The 24798-nt window shown below is 36.3% G+C and carries 20 protein-coding genes and 1 tRNA gene; 14 read left to right on the forward strand and 7 right to left on the reverse strand.

Annotation, left to right across the window (positions count from 1 at the left end):
* Positions 1-8: 8 nt before the first annotated feature.
* The 4 genes from OD90_RS11135 to OD90_RS11150 all read right to left on the reverse strand — a co-directional run bounded on the left by OD90_RS11135 (position 9) and on the right by OD90_RS11150 (position 5458).
* Positions 9-3224 (reverse strand): SusC/RagA family TonB-linked outer membrane protein, encoded by a 3216-nt coding sequence (locus OD90_RS11135; protein WP_144669243.1) that lies wholly within the window; start codon positions 3222-3224, stop codon positions 9-11.
* 66 nt (positions 3225-3290) lie between these two features.
* Positions 3291-3896 (reverse strand): DUF2064 domain-containing protein, encoded by a 606-nt coding sequence (locus OD90_RS11140; protein ID WP_186434754.1) that lies wholly within the window; start codon positions 3894-3896, stop codon positions 3291-3293.
* Positions 3897-3987: 91 nt separating this feature from the next.
* The gene (arsS, locus tag OD90_RS11145) at positions 3988-5043 is read right to left on the reverse strand and encodes an arsenosugar biosynthesis radical SAM (seleno)protein ArsS (RefSeq protein ID WP_144669245.1); all 1056 of its coding nucleotides are present in this window, start codon (positions 5041-5043) and stop codon (positions 3988-3990) included.
* Positions 5044-5122: 79 nt separating this feature from the next.
* Complete coding sequence (locus OD90_RS11150; RefSeq protein WP_144669246.1) at positions 5123-5458, reverse strand: arsenosugar biosynthesis-associated peroxidase-like protein; 336 nt, start codon at positions 5456-5458, stop codon at positions 5123-5125.
* 176 nt (positions 5459-5634) lie between these two features.
* Here OD90_RS11150 and OD90_RS11155 point away from each other — a divergent pair.
* The 11 genes from OD90_RS11155 to OD90_RS11205 all read left to right on the forward strand — a co-directional run bounded on the left by OD90_RS11155 (position 5635) and on the right by OD90_RS11205 (position 15722).
* Positions 5635-5707 (forward strand) — tRNA-Phe (locus OD90_RS11155).
* A 202-nt stretch (positions 5708-5909) separates the two neighbouring features.
* Positions 5910-6230 (forward strand): four-helix bundle copper-binding protein, encoded by a 321-nt coding sequence (locus OD90_RS11160; protein ID WP_144669247.1) that lies wholly within the window; start codon positions 5910-5912, stop codon positions 6228-6230.
* Between the two features lie 130 nt (positions 6231-6360).
* Positions 6361-7212 carry an alpha/beta hydrolase gene (locus tag OD90_RS11165; RefSeq protein ID WP_144669248.1) on the forward strand — a complete coding sequence of 284 codons (852 nt, stop codon included), beginning with the start codon at positions 6361-6363 and terminating at the stop codon, positions 7210-7212.
* A gap of 33 nt (positions 7213-7245) precedes the next feature.
* Positions 7246-8037: a zinc-dependent peptidase gene (locus OD90_RS11170; protein WP_144669249.1), complete on the forward strand. Its 792-nt coding sequence runs from the start codon at positions 7246-7248 to the stop codon at positions 8035-8037.
* A 39-nt stretch (positions 8038-8076) separates the two neighbouring features.
* Positions 8077-8802 (forward strand): type III pantothenate kinase, encoded by a 726-nt coding sequence (locus OD90_RS11175; RefSeq protein ID WP_144669250.1) that lies wholly within the window; start codon positions 8077-8079, stop codon positions 8800-8802.
* Positions 8795-10042: a hypothetical protein gene (locus OD90_RS11180; RefSeq protein ID WP_144669251.1), complete on the forward strand. Its 1248-nt coding sequence runs from the start codon at positions 8795-8797 to the stop codon at positions 10040-10042. Before OD90_RS11175 ends, OD90_RS11180 begins: the two co-directional genes overlap by 8 nt.
* A gap of 17 nt (positions 10043-10059) precedes the next feature.
* Entirely contained in the window at positions 10060-11439 is a 1380-nt protein-coding gene (locus OD90_RS11185; RefSeq protein ID WP_144669252.1) for a hypothetical protein, read from the forward strand.
* Positions 11439-12011 (forward strand): LPS export ABC transporter periplasmic protein LptC, encoded by a 573-nt coding sequence (lptC, locus tag OD90_RS11190; protein ID WP_144669253.1) that lies wholly within the window; start codon positions 11439-11441, stop codon positions 12009-12011. The genes OD90_RS11185 and lptC overlap by 1 nt, the downstream gene beginning before the upstream one ends.
* A complete protein-coding gene (locus OD90_RS11195) occupies positions 12008-12205 on the forward strand; it encodes a hypothetical protein (protein ID WP_144669254.1) in 198 nt (65 codons plus the stop codon). Before lptC ends, OD90_RS11195 begins: the two co-directional genes overlap by 4 nt.
* Positions 12205-13503 (forward strand): hemolysin family protein, encoded by a 1299-nt coding sequence (locus OD90_RS11200; protein WP_144669255.1) that lies wholly within the window; start codon positions 12205-12207, stop codon positions 13501-13503. The genes OD90_RS11195 and OD90_RS11200 overlap by 1 nt, the downstream gene beginning before the upstream one ends.
* A gap of 77 nt (positions 13504-13580) precedes the next feature.
* Entirely contained in the window at positions 13581-15722 is a 2142-nt protein-coding gene (locus OD90_RS11205) for a peptidylprolyl isomerase (RefSeq protein ID WP_144669256.1), read from the forward strand.
* 109 nt (positions 15723-15831) lie between these two features.
* Here the strand turns inward: OD90_RS11205 and OD90_RS11210 are convergent, their stop codons facing one another.
* Positions 15832-16740 carry a GYDIA family GHMP kinase gene (locus OD90_RS11210; RefSeq protein WP_144669257.1) on the reverse strand — a complete coding sequence of 303 codons (909 nt, stop codon included), beginning with the start codon at positions 16738-16740 and terminating at the stop codon, positions 15832-15834.
* A gap of 51 nt (positions 16741-16791) precedes the next feature.
* On the reverse strand, positions 16792-18150 hold the full coding sequence (locus OD90_RS11215) for a hydroxymethylglutaryl-CoA reductase, degradative (protein WP_261374535.1): 1359 nt from the start codon (positions 18148-18150) through the stop codon (positions 16792-16794).
* 130 nt (positions 18151-18280) lie between these two features.
* Between OD90_RS11215 and OD90_RS11220 the strand changes: the two genes are divergently transcribed.
* The 3 genes from OD90_RS11220 (at position 18281) to OD90_RS11230 (ending at position 22733) form a co-directional block, all read left to right on the forward strand.
* Positions 18281-20464: a S9 family peptidase gene (locus OD90_RS11220; protein WP_144669259.1), complete on the forward strand. Its 2184-nt coding sequence runs from the start codon at positions 18281-18283 to the stop codon at positions 20462-20464.
* 40 nt (positions 20465-20504) lie between these two features.
* Positions 20505-22094: a peptide MFS transporter gene (locus OD90_RS11225; protein WP_144669260.1), complete on the forward strand. Its 1590-nt coding sequence runs from the start codon at positions 20505-20507 to the stop codon at positions 22092-22094.
* A gap of 99 nt (positions 22095-22193) precedes the next feature.
* On the forward strand, positions 22194-22733 hold the full coding sequence (locus tag OD90_RS11230; protein ID WP_144669261.1) for a thioredoxin family protein: 540 nt from the start codon (positions 22194-22196) through the stop codon (positions 22731-22733).
* A 5-nt stretch (positions 22734-22738) separates the two neighbouring features.
* Here OD90_RS11230 and OD90_RS11235 read toward each other — a convergent pair whose 3' ends face one another.
* Positions 22739-24763: a ComEC/Rec2 family competence protein gene (locus OD90_RS11235; RefSeq protein WP_144669262.1), complete on the reverse strand. Its 2025-nt coding sequence runs from the start codon at positions 24761-24763 to the stop codon at positions 22739-22741.
* Positions 24764-24798: the final 35 nt, after the last annotated feature.

The following is a 24798-nucleotide window of genomic DNA, read 5'->3' on the forward strand; positions in this document are numbered from 1 at the left end:
CGAAAGCGTTAAAAGTTAAATCCTGCCTTAAATCCGAAGCTTCTTGTTGTAGCATAACTCAAATCTTCTACACCGCTCACAAATCCTTGTCCTTGTACTGCGAGTTGCTCAGGGTCAAAATGTGGATTTTCTGTGATGGCAAAAAGATTGCGCCCTATAAGTGAAAGGTTTACGTCTACACCTTCTTTGAGCCCGATAAATCCGTCTTTAAGCTTGAATGAATATCCTATAGAAAACTGACGAAGTTTTAAGAACGAGGCGTCATAAATGTTGTTTTCTTCGTGGTTGCGGTCATAAAACTGACGGTAGTAACTCTCTGCCGAAACTGCCGTGGTGTTTGGAACAAAATTTGGATTTGCCGCAGTGCCTATGTTTACAACTCCTTGTGCTATAATTCCCTCTTCTGGGCGGAAAGCTGTTTCTGCTAGTTGGCCTCCTACATTACCTAGCGCTCGCGTTCTTGAGACAATATCTCCACCTTGACGCCAGTCAAATAAGAAAGAAGCACTCCATTGCTTGTAGCGGAAATCATTGTTCCATCCTAGGTTAAAATCTGCGGTGTAGTTTCCTATTTTCTTGAGGTTGTTGTCTGCAATAAAGCGACCATTATTATCAATGATAAAATCACCATCGTCATTACGTAGGTAGCCTGTTCCATAAATATCGCCAACTTCCCCGCCTTCTTCTACTTGGAAAAATACGGTTTGGTTTGCGCTGTCATAAATACGGCTAAAGGCAAGCGTAAGACGACCATCAGATTGCGGTAGACTTTCAACTACAGATTTGTTGGTGCTGAAGTTAAAGGTCGTGTTCCATCTAAAGTTTTCATTTACGATAGGAGTGATGCCTGCAATGACCTCGATACCCGAAGTGCGCACCTCACCGCCATTTACCACCTGCTGATTAAAGCCTGAAGAAATAGCAATAGGCAAGGAGATAATCTGATCTTTGGTCAGGGCGTTGTAGTACGTGAAGTCTACATTAAACCTGTCTTTGAAGAAACGTATATCCGTACCTATCTCGTACGATGTAGTTTGCTCTGGTTTTAGGTTTGCATTAGGGATAAAGTTTTGTGCGCTAAAAGTAGGCTGCCCTTCAAAAGGGGTCTGTGCGATAAAAGCTCCAGAAGTTTGGAAAGGATTAGTGTCATTACCCACCTGAGCAACACTTGCTCTAAGTTGTAAATAGCTTATCGCTTCTGGAAGTTCCCAAACGTTAGATCCTATAAAACTCAAACTAGCCGAAGGATAGAAAAACGAAGTGTTATCTGCACTAAAAGGTGTTGCAAGTGCGCTTGACCAGTCATTACGTCCAGTAACATCTAGATATAAAAAGTTCTTGTAACCCAGTTTTGCCACTCCGTAAAAAGAGTTGATACGCTTTTCAGATTCAAATTGGAATGCTTCTATAGGTGATGCGGCATTATTAAGGTTAAAAATACCTGGTTGTGCAAGGTTTGTAGTTTGCACCTGTTTTGTAGAAGCTACTTGTGATAAGCGATTACCTCCAAGACTAACATCTAGCGAGAAGTCGCCAAATTTATTGTCATAGTTAAGTAAGAAGTCTGTGTTGATCTCACGATAAAAAACATCGTGCTCAGCATAACCACCGTTCTGGAAACGGTTAGAACTAAAGTTTCTTAAAAACTGTCGTTTCTCACTACTGTAGTCCATACCTGTGCGTACGGTAAGGTCAAGATTTTTGGCGAGTGTCTGTGTAAGGGCTATGTTACCAAAAACGCGATCACGGTTAAAAGAGTTTCTGTTTTCTTCTAAAATAAAAAATGGATTATCAAAGAAGGTGTAGTTAAAAGAATATTGCTGAACGCCTTCTAATCCTGGCTGCCAGTAATCACGGAGGCTGTCTATATTAAGAGAACGAGGTCCCCAGGCTACGAGTGAGTAATTTACATTCTCACTTCCGTATCCGTTTGATGGGCGGTTGTCGCTTCTAGAATTTACGTAACTAATGCTTGCCTTGATTTTAGTTTTGTCTGTTGGCTTAAAGTTGAGTTTTGTCGCGATAGTTTGTCTATCTAGATTCACACCGGGGATGATAGACTCACTACGTAGGTCTGTAAACGATATACGGAAATCACCTTTGTCAAATCCGCTAGAAACAGCTACATTATTTATGGTGGTTACTCCAGTTTCATAAAAGTCTTTTAGGTTATCTGGGTTTGACCTAAATTCAGTAGGAGTGATGGCTAGTCCATTGTATAAAGCTGTATCTCCACCACGTACAATCGTCCCATCTGCAAGCGTCACCGGACTATCAAACTGCGGAATTAAATTTCCAGCATCTAGTCTAGGTCCCCAAGAATAGGTGATGTTATCTGAGATTCCTGCTCCAAGGCCATCAACATATTCAAAAACTCCACCTTGTCCTTGACCGTACTCGTTTTGAAAATCTGGAAGTTTAAAAGCACTGTCTATAAAGATAGAAGTGTTAATACTTATACCGAGTCCTTTTTTCTTGCTACCATCTTTAGTCTCAATAACAATGACTCCGTTTGATGCACGCGTACCGTATAATGCAGCAGCACTTGGGCCTTTAAGTACAGATACAGAAGCAATGTCATCTGGATTTACTTCCATCGCACCGTTTCCAAAATCTACTTCTTGAAAACCTGCGGCTGCTTCATTTGTAAAGTTAAAAACAGTATTGTTGTTAATAGGTACACCGTCTACTATAAACAGCGGATTATTATTAGAGAACGAAGCTTCTCCACGTATGCTTATGCGTGATGAAGATCCCACACCAGTTGCACCTTGTGTGATGGTAACTCCCGCAAGCTTACCAGAAAGGTTGTCCAGAAAGTTTACAGACTTTACCTCGTCTATATCTTTTGCATTTATGGTTTGTACTGTATATCCTAGTTCTCTTGTGTTACGTTTTACGCCTAGAGCAGTTACAACCACTTCGTCAAGTCCCTCCTGGGAGATGCTTAGTGCAACGTCTATTTGAGTTCTGCTGGCAACAGTAATTAATTGTGAGCTATAACCGAGCGAAGAGAATTTTAAAACGGATACATCCGTAGGTATGGTAATGGTATAAACACCATTTTCGTCTGTAATGGTTCCTTGGTTTGTGCCTTCTACAAGGACATTTGCAAATGGTATTGTAGTGTTATCTTCTGCGCTTGTGACGGTTCCGGTAACGGTAGTTTGAGCATACAAACTTGCTGTAAAAAGCAAGAGTATACTAAGATAAAATGATTTCATCTGAGTGTATTAGTTGGTAATTAAGAAAATCTAAGAATAACTGTAAGCTGTTATGGCTTACAAAATTTAAATACGAGCTAATGATGGTGATCCCTTATTAAAGTGGCTTTTAGTGAGCGACTCAAAGAATCGTTTTATAGTGTGGTAACCAAGAGAAACACCTTGATTTACTATGTTTAATATAAATTGTAATAGTTTTTCTGATAGTGAAGAAGCCTCGTTTAGAATTTGCTTTAGATCTGCATAGGTGTCAAGATCTGAGAGCGTCTCAAGGAGGTAAAGGTTTGTACGCTTTCGCGAAAGCGTATCAGAAATAATTGCACCCAGTTTACTAGACTGCCATGGTAGGTTTTTAAACTGCTCAGGCTTAAAATGGTTCTTTTTAATTCCCATTAAATAACAACCACCATCTGTGCTTGGGCCAATAACAAGCGCAGATTGCTTGAGCTTTTCTTGCGCTAAAAGAATATGTCCCGCCGAAAGGAGCGGAGTATCATTACCTATGGTTATAACTTGGTCATAACCACTGTCAAAAACTGTTGTAAGCGCATTTGTAAAGCGCTCGCCAAAGGTGTTTCCTACTTGCTCATTTTCAGAAAAAATAACATAAGAAATTCCTGTCTTGCGTGCCGTTGCGATAGTTTGCCTATTGAGCTCTTTAAATAAAGCCACAGACTGGCCGAGCTTCTTACGAGAAGCTTCAGTAATTGCTGTTTGAGCAAATATAAGTATGGCGGTTTTTGGTGTCGTGATTCTCTACGTATTAAGCAACGGTTCCTTGACAACTACTTCCTGCACCCGCCGTACAGCCGTAACAGTGTTGAGAGATCATAATGTTACGGTCATTAAGTAAATCTTCATTATAATCCTTTATGTGCTTTACACTACTTGCGACTGGTAATTCTAGCATTTGATTAAAATCACAATCAAATAAATACCCATCCCAGCTTATGGAAATTGTGTTTTTACACATCACATTTTCTACTGCGGCAGGGTTATATGCCTCTACGAGTTGATACATATAATCCTCATAGTTTTCTGATGCGATGAGGTAATCTAAAAATCGTGCTATAGGTAAGTTTGTGATTGCAAAAAGGTTGTGGAACTGGATATTAAAATCCTCTATAAGTGCCTTTTTAAAATCTTTCTCCATACTTGCTTGGTCTCCCGGTAAGAACGCTCCAGATGGATTATAAACTAGGTCTAGTCTTAAGTCGCTGTCTGGCATACCGTAGCCACGCTCGTTGAGCTCTTGTAATGCTTTGATAGACTTGTCAAAAACACCATCACCACGTTGCTTGTCTGTTTTTCCGCGTGTCCAGTGTGGCATCGATGAGATGACGTGTACATTGTGTTTTTTAAAGAAATCTGGGAGATCGTAGTATTTTTTATTTGCACGTATAATGGTAAGGTTAGAACGCACAATAAAGTCTTTAATCCCAGCCTTACTCGCTTCTTCTACAAAACGTCTAAAGTTTGGGTTCATTTCTGGTGCACCACCAGTAAGATCTAGCGTGTGAGCACCTGTATTGCGTATCACTTCGAGACATTGCTCCATAGTCTCCCAAGTCATAATCTCCTTGCGATCTGGGCCAGCATCTACGTGACAGTGATCACACACTTGATTACACATATACCCCACGTTTATTTGGAGTATTTCTAGTTTGTTAGGGCGTAATGGTAGCTGATTTGTCTCTTTGATTTTCTTAGCAAACGTAGGCAGTTCATCTTTGAAAATACCATTAGATAAAATTTCTATCTGCTTATTTGCTTGTGCAAGTTCGCTACCTTCTTTCTTCAGTGATTTTGTTGCTGACATTTAAAAATTTTTGTCGTTTGTAGTGTTGATTTCCTTTGGTTGGAAATCTGTATGAGTACGCTTTCGCGAAAGCGTAAAACTACCCGTCTAGTTTATTTACTTTATTCATCATCATGACTCCATGAACAAGAGTTGCACCACTTTTTATTGCGGCTCCGGCGTGTATGGCTTCCATCATTTCTTCTTTTGTGATGCCTTTTTGTAACCCATCTTTTGTATAAGCATCAATGCAATACGGGCACTGCTCTGTGTGAGCAACCGCAAGTGCGATGAGAGATTTTTCACGAGCAGTAAGCGCACCTTCTTCAAATACCTTACCGTAGTAGTCAAAAAATTTGTTGCCAAGCTCCTCGCTCCACTCTGTGATTTTACCGAATTTTCTAAGATCTTTAGGGTCGTAATATTGGTCTGCCATAATTTTTATTTGTGAAAACACACGAATATAGCGTTAATCGCAATTGTGTACAATTACTTACGGATTAATTGAAAATAAGGTTTCTTATATAGAGGCACTTGTATTTTTTTTAATTTTTTTATTAAAATAAGTTGGTAGATTACAGAAAGGTCTTATATTTGCATCCGCTTACGCGAGGTACCTTAGCTCAGTTGGTAGAGCAACGGACTGAAAATCCGTGTGTCCCTGGTTCGATTCCTGGAGGTACCACATTAAAACCCGATCTTTTGATCGGGTTTTTTGTTGTGTAAACTTTTCCTTTTCTAAAAGACGGTCATTGATTTTATAAGCTGGAAGGAGCTTAATTTATTTTTCTTCTTGATACACAACAATAACAATTCTTTATAATTTAATTTTTTGCCTTGTCCGTGTTTGTTGCTAGATTTAAAGTGATAACTAAAAAAAAACTACTATGAGAAATCAAGATTTAATAAGCACATTAGGTAATTGTATTAATCACTGTAACTATTGTGCAGATGCTTGCCTAGAGGAAGACAATGTGAAAATGATGGTAAACTGCATTAGGACGGATAGAGTGTGTGCTGAGGTGTGTAGTACATTGAGTCAAGTGCTAGCAACAAACTATGAAAACATAAATGGCCTTGTAAAATATTGTATTGAAATTTGTGAGGCTTGTGCTACTGAGTGTGAAGGTCATGAGCATAAACATTGTGTGGACTGCGCGGCCGCTTGTAGAAAATGTGCTGCCGTATGTAAAGAATATTTAGCTTAAGAGTTATTTTTAATGTATTGAAAGCTATCCACGATAATTGTGGGTAGCTTTCTTTGTTGAAAAAGTTTCAATTAATACTTTATTAACTTCCTTTGTTTTGGATTACATCTAGATTTGTTGAAAAAAATTGATGAGTAATCAAGTTAAAATTATTCTGTTTATTGTAACATTAGTATCTATAAGCTGTTCAAGTGTTAAATATAAGAATGTAAATTATACAGGTGATCGCTTTGTAAGTACTAGTGTAAAAGAGGATATTGAAGCGCCTATATTAAACATTTTCAAGCCAAAAAACCTATCAGAAAAAGTTCCAATATTAATTTTCGTGCATGGGGGGAACTGGAATAAGGGTAGTAAAGAAATATATTGGTGGTTTGGACGTAATTTTGCTCGTAAGAATATTTTAACCATATTACCTGGATATACATTGAGTCCCAATGCTACTTATGATGATCAGGCTTCACAAATTGCCACAGCAATTAAATGGATTCAAAATAACGCCCACCTATATGGGGGAGATGTTTCTAAAGTTTATGTAACTGGTCATTCTGCTGGAGGACACCTGGTAGCACTCGCTGTAATGAATCCAAAATATAACATTAAGCAAGACGAAATTTCGGGAATTATACTCAATGATGCAGCTGGACTAGATATGGCTCATTACTTAAAAAGTAACCCTCCTACAAAAAATAATAATTACGTCACCACATGGACAAAAAACCCAAAGCACTGGAAAGACGCATCTCCTATAAACTTTATCAATAAAACAACCCCGCCTATTTTAAGTTATCTAGGTAAAAAAACATACCCATCAATTAAAGAAGCAAATAATAGATTTAGAGAAGCGTTAGTAAAATTTCAGCCAGAGGCAAAACGTATAACTTTAGATAAGAAGCACGTGCCTATGATGACGCAATATATTTTGGGCAGTAATAAACGATACGATGAGATTCTAGATTTTATAGAAGCTACTAAAAATTAGAGGTCTAATTGAGTTTTTAAAGCATATTTTGGAATGATATATCTTATAATTTTTGGATTTTTTGTAGTTTTTGGCTATGTAGGTTTTTCAAAACTTTACACAAAACCGAAGGTTGCCCCATTTCCTAAAGAATGGCGAGCACTACTAAAAGAAAAAGTTAAATTCTACAGAAGTCTTAATCCTATTAAAAGAAATAAGTTTAGAAAGCGGGTCATGAAATTTCTTGCAGAAACTAATGTGGAATCTGTTGGTTTTGAAATGGAAGATCTTGATATTTTACTAGTAGCTGCAAGTGCGGTTATCCCAACATTAAACTTTCCTTCATGGCGGTACAGAAATTTGGATACAGTGCTAGTGTATCCAGATGCTTTTGATAGTGAGTTAGAATTTTCTAAAAGTCAGAAAGATCGTAATATTGGCGGAATGGTAGGTAGTGGGAGGCTCAAAAATCACATGATACTATCTAGGAAGTCTTTAAGGTTAGGTTTTTCTAATAAAACAAGTAAAGGCAATACTGGGGTCCATGAGTTTGTGCATCTTATAGATGGGGAGGATGGTAGTATTGATGGTACACCGGATATTCTTCTCACAGAAAATTATTCAAAACCTTGGATTTCGTTAATGCATAAAGAGATGAAAAAAATTAACGCAGGGTCATCAGATATTCGAAAATATGCTGCTACGAGTGAGGCAGAATTCTTTGCGGTAGCCTCAGTGTATTTTTTTAAGCGGCCTCGACTTTTCCGCAAGAAGCATCCAGAACTTTATAAAATTCTAAAGGCTTGTTTTTCTCCTATAGTTGAGAAGGAAAAAAAGGCAGCTTAAACCGTTAATACAATAAATGTTTATAACAATTTATAACTTATGCAACTCATAATAGATGTAGGTAATACACGTGTAAAAATTGCCGTATTTGAAATTAATAATTTACTTGCAAGACATGATTTTGAGCTATCAGATTTCAATAGCGAGGTTATACGATTTATTAAAAAATATCCTATAAAAAAAGCGATTGTTTCTTCTGTGGGAAGGTTGTCTCGTGAGCAGCTTCGGTTGGTGCAGTTGAGGTTTCCTACGACTTTACTTAGTCATAAAATACCTCTTCCTTTTACAAATGAGTACGGTACTCCAGAAACGCTAGGCGTTGATAGAATGGCATTAGTTTCCGCTTTCGCGAAAGAATATCCTCATAAAAATGGACTTATAATAGATGCTGGCACCTGCATCACATTTGACTTTATTGATTCTAAGGGGTCATATAAGGGCGGAGCAATATCTCCGGGCATAAGATTGCGTTATAAATCATTACATGAACTCACTGCAAATTTGCCTTTGCTTGAAAAGCTAATGCCAAAAAGCATTGTGGGAACAACCACAGAGACTAGTATTCATTCTGGAATTGTACAAGGAATAATTTTAGAAATTGACGGTGTTATAAATGAATATAAGACGCAATATCATGTCGATACTGTAATATTAACTGGAGGTGATGCGCAATTCTTGGCAAAACGATTAAAAAATAGCATCTTTGCGCACTCAAATTTTTTACTTGAGGGCCTCAATTATATTTTAACACATTCTGATGATTAAAAAACTTTGTATTGTAGCAGTGCTTTTGATGGCAGTAAAAGGCCTAGCCCAAGAGGGAGCTACTACATCTCCATATTCTTTTTATGGAGTAGGAATTCAACAATTTAGAGGAACGGTAGAGAGCAAGGCGATGGCAGGAATGCAAATCTACAGTGATAGTATACACCTAAATTTGTTAAACCCAGCGTCTTTGTCAAAAATTAAATATACCACATTTACCGTAGGTGGGAATCATCAGCAGGTGACTGCAAAAACTTCTGATGCTAAAGAAAATGCCTCAAAATCAACATTTGATTATCTTGCAATAGCCTTTCCTGTTGCAGAAAATTTAGGAGTAAACTTTGGTCTTTTGCCATATACTGCTGTAGGTTATAGACTTAATGATGATACCGAGACCACATTAAATAGATTTAGCGGTCGTGGAGGTATTAACCGCGTGTTCCTTTCAGCTGGATATGAAGTCGTAGAGGGCTTAAGTTTAGGTCTAAGTGCTAACTATAACTTCGGTAATATTCAAAACTCCTCATTAAGAACAGAGGAAGATGTGGAACTTGGTGCTCAAGAACGAAATAGAAGTGATTTGTCAGGGTTTGGTTTTGAATTAGGAGCTCAATATGAGCGTATGATAACAGATAAATTACAATTATCAACATCTGTGAAGTTTGTGCCTTCTGCAAGTTATAGTTCAGAGAATGAAAGACAAATATCAACTGTTCAATTTTCACCTACTGGAGCTACTGCTGATTTAGAAACCGAAGAAATAGCGGTGGCAGATACAGATTTTGATTTTCCTGCATCTTTTACTTTTGGAGTAGGTGTTGGAGTGCAAAATAACTGGTTCATGGGGGTGGAGTCTACCTTTCAACAATCAAGTAATTTTACGAACAGAACTTTTGCCATAGAAAATGTTTCTTTCAAAGACGCTGCACAAGTAAGATTGGGAGGTTTTTATATTCCAAAATATAATTCTGTTTCAAGCTACTGGCAGCGAATTACTTATAGAGCTGGTCTGCGTTTTGAGGAGACTGGTATAGTTGTTTCTAACGAAGATATAAATGAGTTTGGCATATCTTTTGGAGTTGGACTACCAGCAGGACGTAAAATAAGTAATCTTAACCTTACTCTAGAATACGGACAGCGAGGAACAACAAATGCAAATCTCGTTCAAGAAAACTTTTTGAATGTAGGTGTGAGTTTATCACTCAATGACCTTTGGTTTGTAAAGACTAAATTTAATTAATAGAAAAAACCATAACTATGAAAACTAAATTAACCACACTTTTTATAGCACTTGTAGTGTCAGTAGGATTTACTGCTGGGGCACAGATAAGTGAAGAGTGCATAACGACAGGTTCTATATTTACAGAGTCTGCCAAAGTTAAAAATTACGACGCAGCAAGAGACTCATTCAATAAGTTAAGAAAAGATTGTCCTAATTGGTCACTTGCACTTTATCAATATGGTGAGCGTCTTCTCAAAAGCGATCTAAAAAAAGCTTCTGGAGATCAACAACAAGTTATTGCAAAAGATCTTATCGAATTCTTAAAACAAAGAGAGCAATATTTTCCAGCAAAAACGCCTAAAGGAGAGAATGCTGCAGATCAAGCACAGATCATGTATGATTATAAAATAGGCACAGAAAAGCAACAATTTGAGGCATTTCAAAAGGCATTTGCTATGGATGCTGCGTCTATAGGTAGTGCAAAAGCAATTTACACTCGTTTTAAACTTGCTGTAGATCTTTATCAAGATGGAGGGCAAGTAGCACTGCAAGAAGTATTTGATCTGTACGATGATACTCAAGATAAGTTAAGTAAAGAAGCTACAGAGTTAGATGGTAAATTACAATCACTCGTTGATAAGGATGAAGCGGGTACCGCATTGACATCTAAAGATAAGCGAAGAATGAAGGGGTATGAAACAAACCTTAAGGCTTTTGGTATTTTTGCAAGTAGTACAGATGGTGCAATGGGAGCGTTAGGAAATTGTGAAAACCTAGTTCCTTTGTATGAGAAAGATTTTGATGATATGAAAAACGACAAGGAGTGGATAAAGAAAGCTGCAGGTCGTCTAGCCGGAAAAGATTGTACCGATACAGATTTATTTAAGCAGCTAGTTGAAAACCTTCATAGACTCGATCCTTCTGCAAAATCTGCAAAGTATTTAGGTATACTTGCTGGTAAAAGAGGAGATTCTAGAGAAGAAGCAAGGTATTATCAAGAAGCTATTGATCTTGAGACGGATCCAAAAGAAAGAGCAAACGCGTATTATAGACTAGCACTGCAAGCTAAGAAGTCAGGTAGCTATGGAAAAGCAAGAGGTCTTTTTAACAAAGCTTTATCTGAGGATGGTTCTTTAGGACAGGCCTATTTAAATATAGCTTCAATGTATGCTGCAAGTGCAAATAATTGTGGAAATTCAACTTTTGATAAAAGAGCAGTATATTGGTTAGCTGCTAGTACAGCAGAGAGAGCAGGTCGTGTAAGTCCTTCCCTTTCTGGAACAGCAAATAAAACAGCTGCTAGTTACAGAGCATTAGCCCCATCAAAGGCAGATATTTTTAGCTCAAATAAGAGTGGTCAAACAATAAGTATAGGTTGTTGGATTGGTCAAAGTGTAAGAGTACCTAAGGTATAGTGAGATACTCCATACTAAATAACACATTTTACTTAGTCACGGCAATTGCCGTGACTTTGCTTTTGGGTTGTGATGGAAAAGCAGATGAAATACGCGCAATGAGTATTAAATCTGATGCACCTGCTACAGAGGGAAGAGGTATTGATATGAAATATGTAGATTCTGGAAAAGTAACGGCTCACCTCAAGACCCCGTACGTTAAGGATTATGCAAATGCATTAAATCCTTACCAAGAATTTCCAGATGGTGTAGAAGTTATTTTTATTAATGAAGAAGGAGAGGAAAGTGTAATAACATCAGATTATGCAATAAGGTATCTTACTACAAATCTTATTGATTTACGAACTAATGTAAAGGTGTTTACAAGCGATTCTGCAACATTAAATGCAGAGCAGATGTATTGGGATCAAGCGAATAGTTGGATTTTTACAGATCAACCCTACACCATAGTATTAAAAGATGGATCAACAAATAGGGGAGACCTCTTTGATTCTAATGAGAAGCTTACAAATTTTGTATCTTTAAATAACGTAAGCAAACAGTACGTAAAAGAAAATTCAGAAGATTTATGATGCGATATGCAAAATACAGAGAGTGGTTATATGCAATAACAGGAATATTTTCATTGTATAAAGTGATTGCTTTGTGGGGAACAGAAGAACAATCTAGAGCCTATCTATTTTTATTTTTTTTAGGCTTGAGCATAGGGATGTTCTTTTTTACCCGTCACTTTCGAAAGAAGTTCGATAAACGCAATAACTCTTAATGGGGAGCCTTGAAACTCAAATTATTGTTGTTTGCTGCTCATTAATACTGTCAGCTTTTTTTTCTGGGATGGAGATTGCCTATGTATCTGCAAATAAAATCCATATTGAAATAGAGAAAAAACAAAATGATTTTCTTTCTGTTGTCCTTAAAAAACTAACAGAGAAACCATCTAAGTTTATAGCTACTATGCTGCTGGGAAATAACATTGCCCTTGTGGTGTATGGTTATTTTATGGGAGCTATTTTACAAAATTGGCTCGTAGGGATGCCTTTCGGCGAAAACATAAGTTGGCTCAATAGTTTTATAGAAGAATTTAGTTTGTTAAGCCAGACTATTATTTCTACCATAGTCATCTTAATTACTGCTGAATTTTTGCCTAAGGTCTTCTTCCAGATTTATGCAAATAAGTTGCTTAAGTTCTTAGCTATTCCAGCCTATTTCTTTTACCTAGTATTTAGCTTTTTAAGTATGTTTATCATTTGGATTTCAGATCTCGTTTTGAAATATGTTTTTAAGACAGATGGAGATGAAGTTCAGCTAGCATTTACAAAGGTGGAGCTTGGAAATTATATTTCAGAGCAAATGGAATCTGTAAATGATCAAGATGAGGTAGATACAGAAATTCAAATTTTCCAAAATGCATTAGAATTCTCTGAAGTAAAGTCACGAGATGTGATGATTCCTAGAACTGAAATTATTGCTGTAGATGAGCGCACAACTCCTGCTGCGATTAATAAACTATTTATAGAAACAGGTCTTTCTAAGGTTTTGGTGTATAAAGATACTATAGATGATATAATAGGGTATGTACATTCTTTTGAACTCTTCAAAAATCCTAAAACCATTAGCAGCGTGTTAATGCCTGTAGTATTTGTTCCCGAGACAATGTTAGTGAAGGATGTTCTCAATACTTTAACTAAAAAACATAAAAGTATTTGTGTTGTCATAGATGAATATGGAGGAACAAGCGGCATGTTAACTGTTGAAGATATCGTGGAAGAGCTCTTTGGAGAGATCGAAGATGAGCACGATAGTGTAGAGCTGGTCGAAGAAACGATAGGAGATAATCACTACAAACTTTCTGCAAGACATGAAGTGGATTATCTAAATGAAACCTACAAATTAGATCTGCCTGAAAGTGAAAATTACGGGACTTTAGGGGGGTTGGTGGTAAGCTATGCAGAAGAAATACCAGAAGCTGGAGAAACGATAGAGATAGAGGGATTTATCTTTAATATTCTTGAGACTTCAAATACAAAAATTGAACTCTTAGAAGTGCTACGTTCTAAAGACTAATATTGACTTATTTTTTTGTTTTTTATTATGCGAGAAAATGGTATTTTCGCCCACTATTATAGCATAAACTACATACAATGGCAATTTTAAATAAAATTCGTAGCAAGAGTATCTTTTTGATTATCATCATCGCACTTGCACTTTTTGCATTTATCTTCTCATCTATCCTAGATAGTGGTGGATTTAGTGCAGATAAGCAAAACCGCGTGGCTTCAATAAATGGAGTGAATATAGATCGTGAAGATTTTGCTGCAAAAGTTGAAGCTCAGTCACGTCGTCTAGGTGCTAATGCATCTACAACTAGAGCAGTAAACACTGTTTGGGATCAAGAAGTAAATCGTGTTCTTTTAGAAGAGCAGTATGAAGAGCTAGGGATACAAGTAGGAAAAGATCGTACACAAGAACTTTTAAAACAAGCACTACAAAGTGATGCCCGTTTTCAAGATGCAGATGGTTTCTTTAGTGAAGCAAAAATGCAAGAGTTTATCGCTACAATGAGGGAGAGTCAAAATCCTAATGACTACAGATCATGGTTAACCTTTGAGGAATCTTTGAGAAATCAAGAAAAACAAAATATCTATTACAATCTTGTAAAGGCTGGCGTAGGAGCTACACTTAAAGATGGTGAAGTTGCATACAGATTAGATGGAAACAATGTAGATATTCAGTTTGTACAAGTGCCATATACATCAATTCCTGATGAAGATGTGTCTGTAAGCAAAGAAGAAATACAAGATTATATTAATGATCATAAAGATGAATTTAAAACGGAGGCAACCCGTTCTATCCGATTTGTGAAATTTGCAGAAGAAGCTTCACTTGAAGATGAAAATCAATTAAAAGCAGAGCTTGAAAAGATACGAAAGCCATATACCTCCCGTAATGGGGCAACTGGAGTAAATGAAACTGTCATGGGTATGGAAGAAACAGAGAATATAGAAGACTTCATTGCAGAGAATTCTGATACTCCTTACGTAGATAGATGGTTTTTCAAGAAAGATCTTCCTTCAAGTATTGCAGATACGCTATTTTCTATGAATACTGGTGATATCTATGGGCCCTATAAAGATGGAAAATTCATGAATCTTAGTCGTGTAGTTGCTGTACGCACTATGCCAGATTCTATTAGATCTAGCCATATTCTTATCGATTACCAAGGTGCAATTACAAATACTCAAAGAGGTCCTGTAGCATCTACATCCACAAGAACAAAAGAAGAAGCAAAGCAATTAGCTGATAGTTTACTAACTGTGCTAAAGAGAAACTCTTCTAAGTTTGAAGATTTAGCTAAAGAGTTTTCTACAGATGTTTCTAATGCTGACAAAGGAGGGGACTTAGATTACCAAAACCCTAATTTATTCGCAGAGGAGTTTAGAGATTTCTTAGTAGATAACAAAACAGGTGATTTAGGGATGGCAGAAACAAATTTTGGTTTCCACGTGATCAAAATTGTAGACCAAAAGAACAGCCAAAAAGTAATGAAAATAGCTACGGTTGTAAAAGAAATTACACCATCTGACAAAACAATTTCAAATGTGTATAACACCACGCAAAAATTTGAAATTGCTGCTAAAGATGGTAATTTTCAAGAAGTAGCAACAGAAAATGGATATGCAGTACGACCAGTGCAAAGAATGCGTGCAATGGACGAAAACCTGCCAGGAGAAGGAGCTCAAAGGGCAGTTGTACAGTGGGCTTTCGAAGAAGATATAAAAGTAGGAGATATCAAACGTTTCGCAACAAATGATGGATATCTTGTAGCACAGGTAACACGTAAAACGCCTAAAGGTACAGAGCGCGTAGAAGATGTCTCAGCTAGAGTGACTCCGATCTTACGTAACCAAAAGAAAGCTGAGGTTATTAAGGATAAATTTTCTGGCAGTACACTTGAAGAGATGGCTCAATCTCAAAATCAAGCTGTAAAATCTGCAAATGGAGTTTCTATGAATGTTCCTACGATTGCAGGTGCAGGTAACGACCCTAAAGTAGTGGGAGCTGCTTTTGGACTTAATGAAGGAGAATTATCAAGCCCAATTGAAGGTGAAAGAGGTGTCTATGTGCTTAAAGTCACAAAAATAACAGAGGCGGCACCTTTAGATAATTACGCTAGTTATGCTGCTCAACAAGCCCAAAAAGCTAGAGTAGCTGTAAATAGTAAAGTTCTTACTGCACTTAAGGAAGCTGCAGAGATTGAAGACAATAGATCTAAATTCTACTAGTAGTTGAGAAAGATTTACAATCGACTATATTAAAATAAAAAATGCCTGAGATTTCTTCTCAGGCATTTTTTTTATGGAATAAGAATTGCGCTTTCGCGAAAGCGAACTATTATAAAATCATATCATCATAAGAAATGATAGTTTGAAATCCTCTGCTATAGAAATAGTTCTTCTGTAAAGTGCCTCCTGTTGCTAGGATAAAATCGCCACCCCAACCCCCTAAACTCTTAATAGTCTTAGGGTAATCAGGAAAGAGTTGCGATTTTATAGTTGGAGTTTTAAGTACCTCAGAAAGGCGAGATTCATGAGCTTGTAATAAATGTTCAAATTCAGTCAGATCGCTACTTTGAATGATGTGTTCTGTGAGTGAGGAAAAATAATCAACCTCTTTCTGTAGCTTAATTTTACTAAGGCTTCTGTAATGCTTAATGCTCTCTCTACTATTTTGTTTTTTATTGAGATGGACAAAAAACAGCCGATCTCTAAATGAGGGGTTAAATGAAACATCTTTTGTCACAGCCTGAGAACTTTTATTGTGATAGCGTATAGGGCCTTGAGCAGTGGCGCAGGCAATATCATAACCGCTCCCTCCAAAAGTTGCTTTTAATAAATCATATGGGTTTACGTTTGCCCAGCGAGCTACATTTGAAATCAAGGTAGAGGAGGACCCTAATCCCCAGTTTTGAGGAAATTCTAATGTTGTTATTACGTCAAAACCTTCGCTTTTCTCAAGAAAGTCAGGATTGAGCTCAGTTGCTTTTCTTAGGATAGATAAGAGTCGTGATTCAATTTTTCCTTTGGGACTTAACGAATCACTCAGGGGTAATGAAAAATTTATATCAAGCCATACACTACCATCTTCTAGAAAACTTTTCCAATGTACACAGTTGTGATCTGTTTCTTTAACGATAAGCGATTGTCCTTTCTTTGTGGGAAGGGCAAGAGCCTCTGCGCCATCAAGAACAATATATTCTGAGGTCAATAATAGTTTTCCGTGGCTATAAAATGTCTTACTCAATGCTACTATTGTTTTACAGTATTACTAAATATAAGATGCTGGAAATTCGTTCTAGGCAGTTCTTAGCGAGTTAACAAAATCTACTACTGCGCTGTGTGTTACAGTATGTGTTTTAAAATACTGTACAGTTTTTTGTTTTTCTTCAGGCTGGGCTTCTAGTTGATTTAAAATATTCATTAAGTGCATTTTCATATGCCCTTGTTGTATTCCGGTAGTTATAAGGGATTTGACAGCAGCAAAATTTTGTGCGAGGCCTGCTACTGCAACAATCTCCATTAATTCTTTTGAGCTTGGATTTTGTAAGAGCTCCATTGACCATCTCACAAGTGGATGTAATTTTGTCAGACCTCCCACAGTCCCTAATGCAAGAGGTACTTCAATCCAGAAAGTAAATATTTCATCTTCTATTTTTGCATGTGTAAGGCTTCTATATTGCATTGTTCTTGCGGCATATGCATGTACACCAGCCTCAACAGCTCTAAAATCATTTCCAGTAGCAAGAACCACTGCATCTATACCGTTCATGATTCCCTTATTGTGAGTGACAGCACGGTAGGGCTCATGCTCTGCAATTGCTATTGCTTGAAGAAACTTCTCTGCAAACATAGCGCCCTCTATATTTTTTTCAGAAAGTTCTTTTACTGGACAGCTTACCTCTGCTCGTACTAGGCAATCTGGGACATAGTTAGATAAAATAGACATTATTATTTGTAAGGAGTCTCCGCTTTCGCGAAAGCGAGGATCTTTTAAAAATCCATTCTCAAACGTAGATGCAAATTGCTCTAAGCAGCTGTTTATGAAGTTTGCTCCCATTGCATCAAGCGTTTCAAAGGTGCAATGTAGCTGATAATAGTTTGAAATTGAAGCTGTTTTATTAACTAACGTAATATCTTTTATGCCACCACCACGTTTTTCCATATTTCGAGTGATAGACGCTGCTTCAGAAAACAGTACGGGTTTTATGTCTGAAAAATAAGACTGCAATTGCTTAGCATTACCAGTATAGGTAAAATGTACTTGGCCTACTTTTGTTGTACCTAGTATTTCAGTTTTAAATCCGCCACGGGTTGCCCAAAACTTTGCTGCTTTGCTAGCTGCAGCTACTACAGAACTTTCTTCGATGGCCATGGGGATGGTATACCGCTTGTTGTTAATTAAAAAATTAGGCGCTACACCTAATGGTAAATAGTAGTTTGAGATCGTGTTCTCTATAAATTCATCGTGTAATTGTTGTAGCTTCTCATCGCTATTCCAGTAAGAAACAAGAGTTTGCGTTGCTTGTTCTTTATCTTGAAAATAGTGCTGTGCTAGCCAGTCTATTTTTTGTGATTTTGTAAGTTTTGAAAAACCAGATACTTCTTTTGTCATCAAAGATTTTTTGTGAGAATCACAAAGATACTGAGATTGCAGAGATCGTATGTGCGCAAGGGTTGTGACGGGGAATTATTTCTTAACATTATGTTAGTATTTAACAGTAAAAGCAGGGATTTGTGCAGTTTTTTTAGTAAAATTGAAAACTTTAGATTAATCAAACACATATATGAGATTATACACCTATGTAGCTACCTTTTTTCTTCTGGTAGTACAAAGCACAATTGCACAAAATAAACAAATTACACTTGAGGACATTTGGAAAGACGGTACTTTTAGAGCAGAGCGTCTACAGTCTATCCATTCTATGGCAAATGGAAGTGAATATGCGGTCCAGAATTTTGATAGAGAAACTCGTACGGGGAGTGTTGATATTTATAGCTATGCCACTGGGGAAAAAGTCCGCACAGCGGTTAGCAGTAGTGATATAGATAGCCTAAATTACTTTATAAGTTACCGTTTTAGTCCTGATGAAAAACAACTATTACTGTCTACTAAGCTAAAGTCTATTTTTAGAAGATCTACACTGGGGGAGTACTATGTTTGGAATCCGCTTTCGCGAAAGCTTACACAAGTTTCTAAAGATTTAATACAAGAGCCTACCTTCTCTCCAGATGGAAAAAAAATTGCCTACGGAAAAGATAACAATCTGTATGTTTTTGACATTGCTTCACAAACAACCAAGCAGTTTACTTTTGACGGTAAAAAGAATAGTATTATTAATGGAATTACGGATTGGGTATACGAAGAAGAATTTGGATTTGTACGCGCTTTTGATTGGAGCGCCGACAGCAAAAAAATAGCTTACATACGTTTTGATGAAACAAATGTTCCAGAATTTTCAATGGATGTTTATGGCTCAGAATTGTACCAAACGCAAACAGTTTTTAAATATCCAAAAGCTGGAGAAACAAATGCAGAGGTAAGTGTTCATGTTTATACAGTAGATGATGCAAATCAAGGAGCTAATGTAGTGAGGTCGATGGCTCTTAGTTTAAAAAATGCAGATGCTTACTATATCCCAAGATTAAAATGGTCTAAAGATCCGAACGTCTTATCTATTCAAGTACTTAATAGACATCAAGATCATTTAAAACTTCTTTTTTACAACACTCAAACCAATATGGTTAAGCAAGCCTTGAGGGAAAGAGATGAAGCATATGTAGATGTAACAGATAACCTAACGTTTCTTGCTGATAATAGTTTTTTATGGACTAGTGAAAAAGATGGATGGAATCATATTTACCATCACAATCCAGATGGGTCATTAAGAAGACAAGTGACTTCTGGAGACTGGGAAGTGACAGGTTTTTATGGTTATGATTTAAAAACAAATCGTGTTTTTTATCAGAGTTCAGAAAACGGTTCTATTAATAGAGGCGTGTATGCTGTAGCCTTAAATGGAGAAGATAAGCAAGCTTTAGCAGCTTCTGAAGGAACAAATGATGCAGACTTTAGTTATTTTATACACACTTACTCAAATACTACTACACCTTACCGTTTTACACTTAACAATGCAAAAGATGGAAGTCAGGTACGTGTTATAAAGGATAATAAAGATTTAAAAGAATTATATGCAGGATACGATATCTCTCCAAAAGAATTTTTTGAAATTGATATCAATGGAGTGTCTTTGAATGCGTATATGATTAAGCCTACAGATTTTGATCCTTCCAAAAAGTATCCACTTTTTATGACGCAATATTCTGGACCAGGTTCACAAAGTGTTGCCAATGAATGGGATACTTCTAATGATTATTGGTTCCATATGCTGGCACAAAATGATTACATCGTAGTGTGCGTAGATCCGAGAGGCACAGGATTAAAAGGACGTGATTTCAAAAAGATGACTCAAAAAGAATTAGGGAAGTTTGAAGTTCAAGATCAAATAGCCGCTGCCAATGAGCTAAGTAAAAGGTCATATATAGACGAAAGTCGTACGGGAATTTGGGGATGGAGTTATGGTGGCTTTATGGCATCAAACTCTTTATTTCAAGGATCAGATACGTTTGAGATGGCTATTGCAGTAGCACCAGTTACTTCTTGGAGGTTTTATGATACAATTTATACAGAGCGCTATATGCAAACTCCACAGGAAAATGCAAGTGGTTATGATGAAAACTCACCTTTGAGTCACGTAAGCAAATTGAAGGGTGACTTTTTATTAGTACATGGTGGAGCAGATGATAATGTTCATGTACAAAACTCTACTAGACTTGTAGAGGCGCTTGTGCAAGCTAATAAGCAATTTGATTACTTCAATTATCCAGACAAAAATCATGGAATTTATGGAGGAAATACACGTCTTCACTTATATACCATGATGACTAACTTCATTAAAGAGAAATTATAATAACTAACTAACCAATAATTTTATTCAAAAAATCACTTATATGGAATTTAAATACGGAGGTTCTCTAACCAATCAAAAAACAGTACTTGGGCATCCATCTGGTCTGTTTGTCCTATTCTTTACAGAGATGTGGGAGCGTTTTTCTTACTATGGTATGCGTGCATTACTAGTGCTATTCTTAGTTTCAGCTGTGCTCGATGGAGGATGGGGCTGGGAAAGAGCAGAAGCTCTTCAACTATATGCATTCTATACAGGACTCGTATATGTAACTCCAATTTTTGGGGGTTTAATTGCAGATAAAATAACTGGATACAGGAGAGCAGTAGTTATAGGAGCTTTGTTAATGACTTTAGGTCATGCATCTATGGCTTTTGAAGTGACAGCAGACTTTTTCTTTTATGCTGGACTTGTACTTTTAATTATTGGGAATGGTATGTTTAAGCCTAATATTTCTTCAATGGTAGGTCAGCTTTACAAAGATCAAGGGAAAGAGAAAGATGCTGGGTACACTATATTTTATATGGGTATTAACTCTGGAGCATTTTTAGGTATTCTTTTGTGTGGATACATTGGGGAAAGTGTAGGATGGCATTATGGTTTTGGTTTAGCTGGAATTTTCATGCTCGTTGGGATGTTGCAGTTTCATTTTGCACAAGATATATTTGGAAGGATTGGTCTTTCTCCAAAAAAATCGGAGGAGTTCGACGATGCTCTTGAAGATAGTGTTGAAGATGCTATTGACAAAATTGAAGACGTTGTTGATGAATCAAAAAAATCTAAGGTTACTAGAGATAGATTGATTGTTATAGGTGTATTAGCCTTCTTTACAATATTCTTTTGGTGGGCATTTGAGCAGGCTGGTGGTTCAATGACCATTTTTGCTGCAGATTATACAGATAGAGTTCTAGAGGGAAGTAGTGGTATGACTTTCAAAATTGTTAATACTCTTCTCACAGTTGTTCCAATGATAATTATTACTTGGGTTTTGAGTTTGTTATTTAGACAGACTTTTGGAAAGTTTGCACTTTCTAACATTATATTGGGAGTAGGATTTGTAATAATTTGGGGGATTGTAATATGGATGCTTTCTCGTCAATTTGCTGATGACGCTCCAGAAGTACCAGCGTCTTGGTTTGGTATTTTAAATTCTTTCTTTATCATCGCATTCGCTCCATTGTTTTCTAAAATTTGGAAAAGTAAATTCAATCCAAGTGGTCCAATAAAATTTGCCATAGGTCTAATATTATTAGGTCTCGGGTTTGGAATACTCTCTTATGGATCTATGGGTATTCCATTAGGAGCAAAGACTGCTTCTGTAAGCATGATTTTTCTTGTACTAGCATATTTGTTCCATACATTAGGAGAACTATGTGTCTCTCCAGTAGGTCTTTCTTATGTAAGTAAACTAGCTCCAGCAAAACTTGTTGGCTTAATGTTTGGAATTTGGTTTGTGGCAAACTTTATAGCAAATTTTGCAGCTGGTATTACAGGTAGTTATATTGACCCAATTGTCGAAGAATACGGAATGGCAACGTTCTTTATGATCTTTACAATAGTACCTGTAGGAGCAGGGCTTTTAATGCTTGCTTTAAATAGAACTTTAATTAAAATGATGCACGGAATCAGATAAAATGTTACATATCTTACTTTAATTAAAAAACGTTCCAATTTTGGAACGTTTTTTGTCTAAATCGTTTTGATTGTATATTAGATCTATAAAAATAATTAAATGAAAAAGTTAGTATATATTTTATTGTTTATTTCTACAGCCACGCTTAGTGCCCAACAAATTAACTGGATCACTATGGATCAAGCGCTAGCAGCTCAAAAAGAGACTCCTAAAAAAATCTTTATGGATGTATATACTACGTGGTGTGGACCTTGTAAAATGCTGGATAGAAATACATTTGTAGATAAAGATGTAGTACAATTCATCAATGAAAATTACTATGCTGTAAAGTTTAATGCAGAAGGCACAGAATTTATAAATTATCTAGGTAATACATATACGAATCCTAGACACGATCCTAAAAGAAAAGGACGTAATTCCCAGCATGAATTTGCTCAAGGACTAAAAGTAAGAGCTTATCCCAGTATGGTGTTTTTTGATGAGAATGGTAACTATATCCAACCTATCACAGGGTATCACACACCACAACGACTTGAAATTTACGTAAAAATGGTAGCAAATGATGATTACAAAGAAATAACTACTCAAGAGAAGTGGGATCAATACCAAAAAGACTTTAAATACTCTTGGTCAAAGTAATCATGCTATTTAATTAAAAAAGCTCCCTTTTTATACGTGTTATGAAAAGGGATTTTTTCTTTTAGACATGTTTTCTCCCACTTTTGGATATAACTCCTGTAATTAGATCCATCTGCTATTATTGTGGCTTTTGGGTGTACTAGTATTAATCGTCTTAAATTAATTTTTGGAGAATTAGATAGCAGAATAAAATTAGGTCGCGTTTCAGGAATATCATATATGCCTAAGCTATCAACAACAAGAATTTCTTTTTCATTAAAGCGATAATAATTAGACATAGCGTGTACACTTAATTTATTAATGGTTACTGCATCTTTATAAGCATCAATGATATAATTAGGTTTAAAACTTTCAGTGCTATCATTTTTAAAAACTAATAATTTATTACCCTTAAGTACTGTGACTGTAGAAGTTTTATATTTATGTAATATCGCTAGGTGAGATGGAGAGTTTCTAGTTTTTTCTTCTAATAATACACATGTAAAACACATTAAACTAAATGCTGCGATATAGACTCTAAGAGCCGTATATTTCTTTAGAAGAAAAATAATGGAGATGATTAAAATATAAGACGCTATTAGTAAAGGTATACCTAAAGTAATATGCTTTAGTACAAATAGATCTTGACTTGCTATCCAGTGTATATAGGAGTTCATTAAGTCAATAATCCATCCATACGTTTTAATAAAAACTGTTGGAACTTCCCCAATTAGCGCAATTAAAATTATTAATAAACCATATCCTAGTATCAAGGTCAAAAAAGGTAAAACGATAATGTTAGACAAGAAAAATAAACCAGCAAATTGATGAAAATAATATAGGCTTAATGGTACAACTCCAAGTTGTGCTGAGATAGTTACTGTCGCAACCCCCCAAAGCAACTTATCTATATAGTATTTTGGTTTGTAAAAAGAGGAGAGCCAAGGCTGAATCCATAGAATTGCCATCACAGCCATATAGCTTAATTGAAAGCCTACCTGATAGATCAAAAGAGGGTCGTATACAAGCAAGAATAAAGCAGATGCCAGCACTGCATCTTTTGATTTTCTTTTTCCACCTAGAGAACTTCCAATCTCTAAAAAACTAAACATGGTTGCCGCACGTAATACAGAAGGAGACAATCCCGTAACAAGGGCAAAACACCATATTGAGATGATAATTAAAAATGAGCGAAACCACCTTAATCGATACCAGTTTATAAAACGAGTAAGAAAACGTAAGATTAAAAGAATGATCCCTACATGCAATCCCGATACTGCAAGGATGTGCATCATTCCTGCTGCAGCATAGTCATCAGTAAGCTTTTTGTCAATATTTTCACGTTGCCCTAGAAGAAGTGCGTCCATAATGGCAAATTGGCTTTTTGTAAAATGACAAGAATGAAGCTTATTTAGTACGCTTTCGCGAAAGCGTGATGCGCTCACCATGAAGCCACTGGATGTTTTATTAGAAAGAATGAGTTCCTGTTCAGATAACAACAACTGTCCATAGATTTGTCTTTGTTGTAAATAGTTTCCATAATCAAACTGATAAGGATTTTTTTGAAATGGAAGAGGTAATATAAGAGTCTTTGCATGATACCATTTTCCTACTGCCATTTTCTTGGAAACACTATCTTTTTTTACAGACAGAAGTAGATCACCTATTGCAGGTTCTTGATCGATTAGATGAACACTTATTATATACTTATCTTGAAATTGACTTGACTTGAGCCGATTTTTTATTGAAAATAATAGTCTTTGAGGGTGCTTTTCTAGCAAGTGTAAATAATGTCTATCATTAACACGTTGATCCGTAGAGTATGATTTTAGATACCCTAACCCAATAAACAGAAATAGAACAACAATAATAAAAGGAATTTCAGAAAAGGATAGCTTACCCGCTGCAATATGAAGTGATACTAATGTAATAAAACAGAATATCACTGAAAGTAGTATCTCGAGAAGTGTATGCTCCAGCCTACCGTAAATAAGGATACCAGCAATAAATGCTAGTAATATATTAAGTATAGGGAAATTAATATTCTTCAATGAAAAATCTCGTAAGAAATTACTTCATGAAGATA

It is taken from the genome of Dokdonia sp. Hel_I_53 (assembly GCF_007827465.1).
Classification (GTDB): Bacteria; Bacteroidota; Bacteroidia; order Flavobacteriales; family Flavobacteriaceae; genus Dokdonia.

Bases quoted from the DNA above. Each gene is read 5' to 3' on its own strand.
- OD90_RS11135 (WP_144669243.1), bottom strand. From the start codon at position 3,224: ATGAAATCATTTTATCTTAGTATACTCTTGCTTTTTACAGCAAGTTTG.
- arsS (WP_144669245.1), bottom strand. From the start codon at position 5,043: ATGTCAGCAACAAAATCACTGAAGAAAGAAGGTAGCGAACTTGCACAA.
- OD90_RS11150 (WP_144669246.1), bottom strand. From the start codon at position 5,458: ATGGCAGACCAATATTACGACCCTAAAGATCTTAGAAAATTCGGTAAA.
- OD90_RS11160 (WP_144669247.1), top strand. From the start codon at position 5,910: ATGAGAAATCAAGATTTAATAAGCACATTAGGTAATTGTATTAATCAC.
- OD90_RS11165 (WP_144669248.1), top strand. From the start codon at position 6,361: ATGAGTAATCAAGTTAAAATTATTCTGTTTATTGTAACATTAGTATCT.
- OD90_RS11170 (WP_144669249.1), top strand. From the start codon at position 7,246: ATGATATATCTTATAATTTTTGGATTTTTTGTAGTTTTTGGCTATGTA.
- OD90_RS11175 (WP_144669250.1), top strand. From the start codon at position 8,077: ATGCAACTCATAATAGATGTAGGTAATACACGTGTAAAAATTGCCGTA.
- OD90_RS11180 (WP_144669251.1), top strand. From the start codon at position 8,795: ATGATTAAAAAACTTTGTATTGTAGCAGTGCTTTTGATGGCAGTAAAA.
- OD90_RS11185 (WP_144669252.1), top strand. From the start codon at position 10,060: ATGAAAACTAAATTAACCACACTTTTTATAGCACTTGTAGTGTCAGTA.
- OD90_RS11195 (WP_144669254.1), top strand. From the start codon at position 12,008: ATGATGCGATATGCAAAATACAGAGAGTGGTTATATGCAATAACAGGA.
- OD90_RS11200 (WP_144669255.1), top strand. From the start codon at position 12,205: ATGGGGAGCCTTGAAACTCAAATTATTGTTGTTTGCTGCTCATTAATA.
- OD90_RS11205 (WP_144669256.1), top strand. From the start codon at position 13,581: ATGGCAATTTTAAATAAAATTCGTAGCAAGAGTATCTTTTTGATTATC.
- OD90_RS11220 (WP_144669259.1), top strand. From the start codon at position 18,281: ATGAGATTATACACCTATGTAGCTACCTTTTTTCTTCTGGTAGTACAA.
- OD90_RS11225 (WP_144669260.1), top strand. From the start codon at position 20,505: ATGGAATTTAAATACGGAGGTTCTCTAACCAATCAAAAAACAGTACTT.
- OD90_RS11230 (WP_144669261.1), top strand. From the start codon at position 22,194: ATGAAAAAGTTAGTATATATTTTATTGTTTATTTCTACAGCCACGCTT.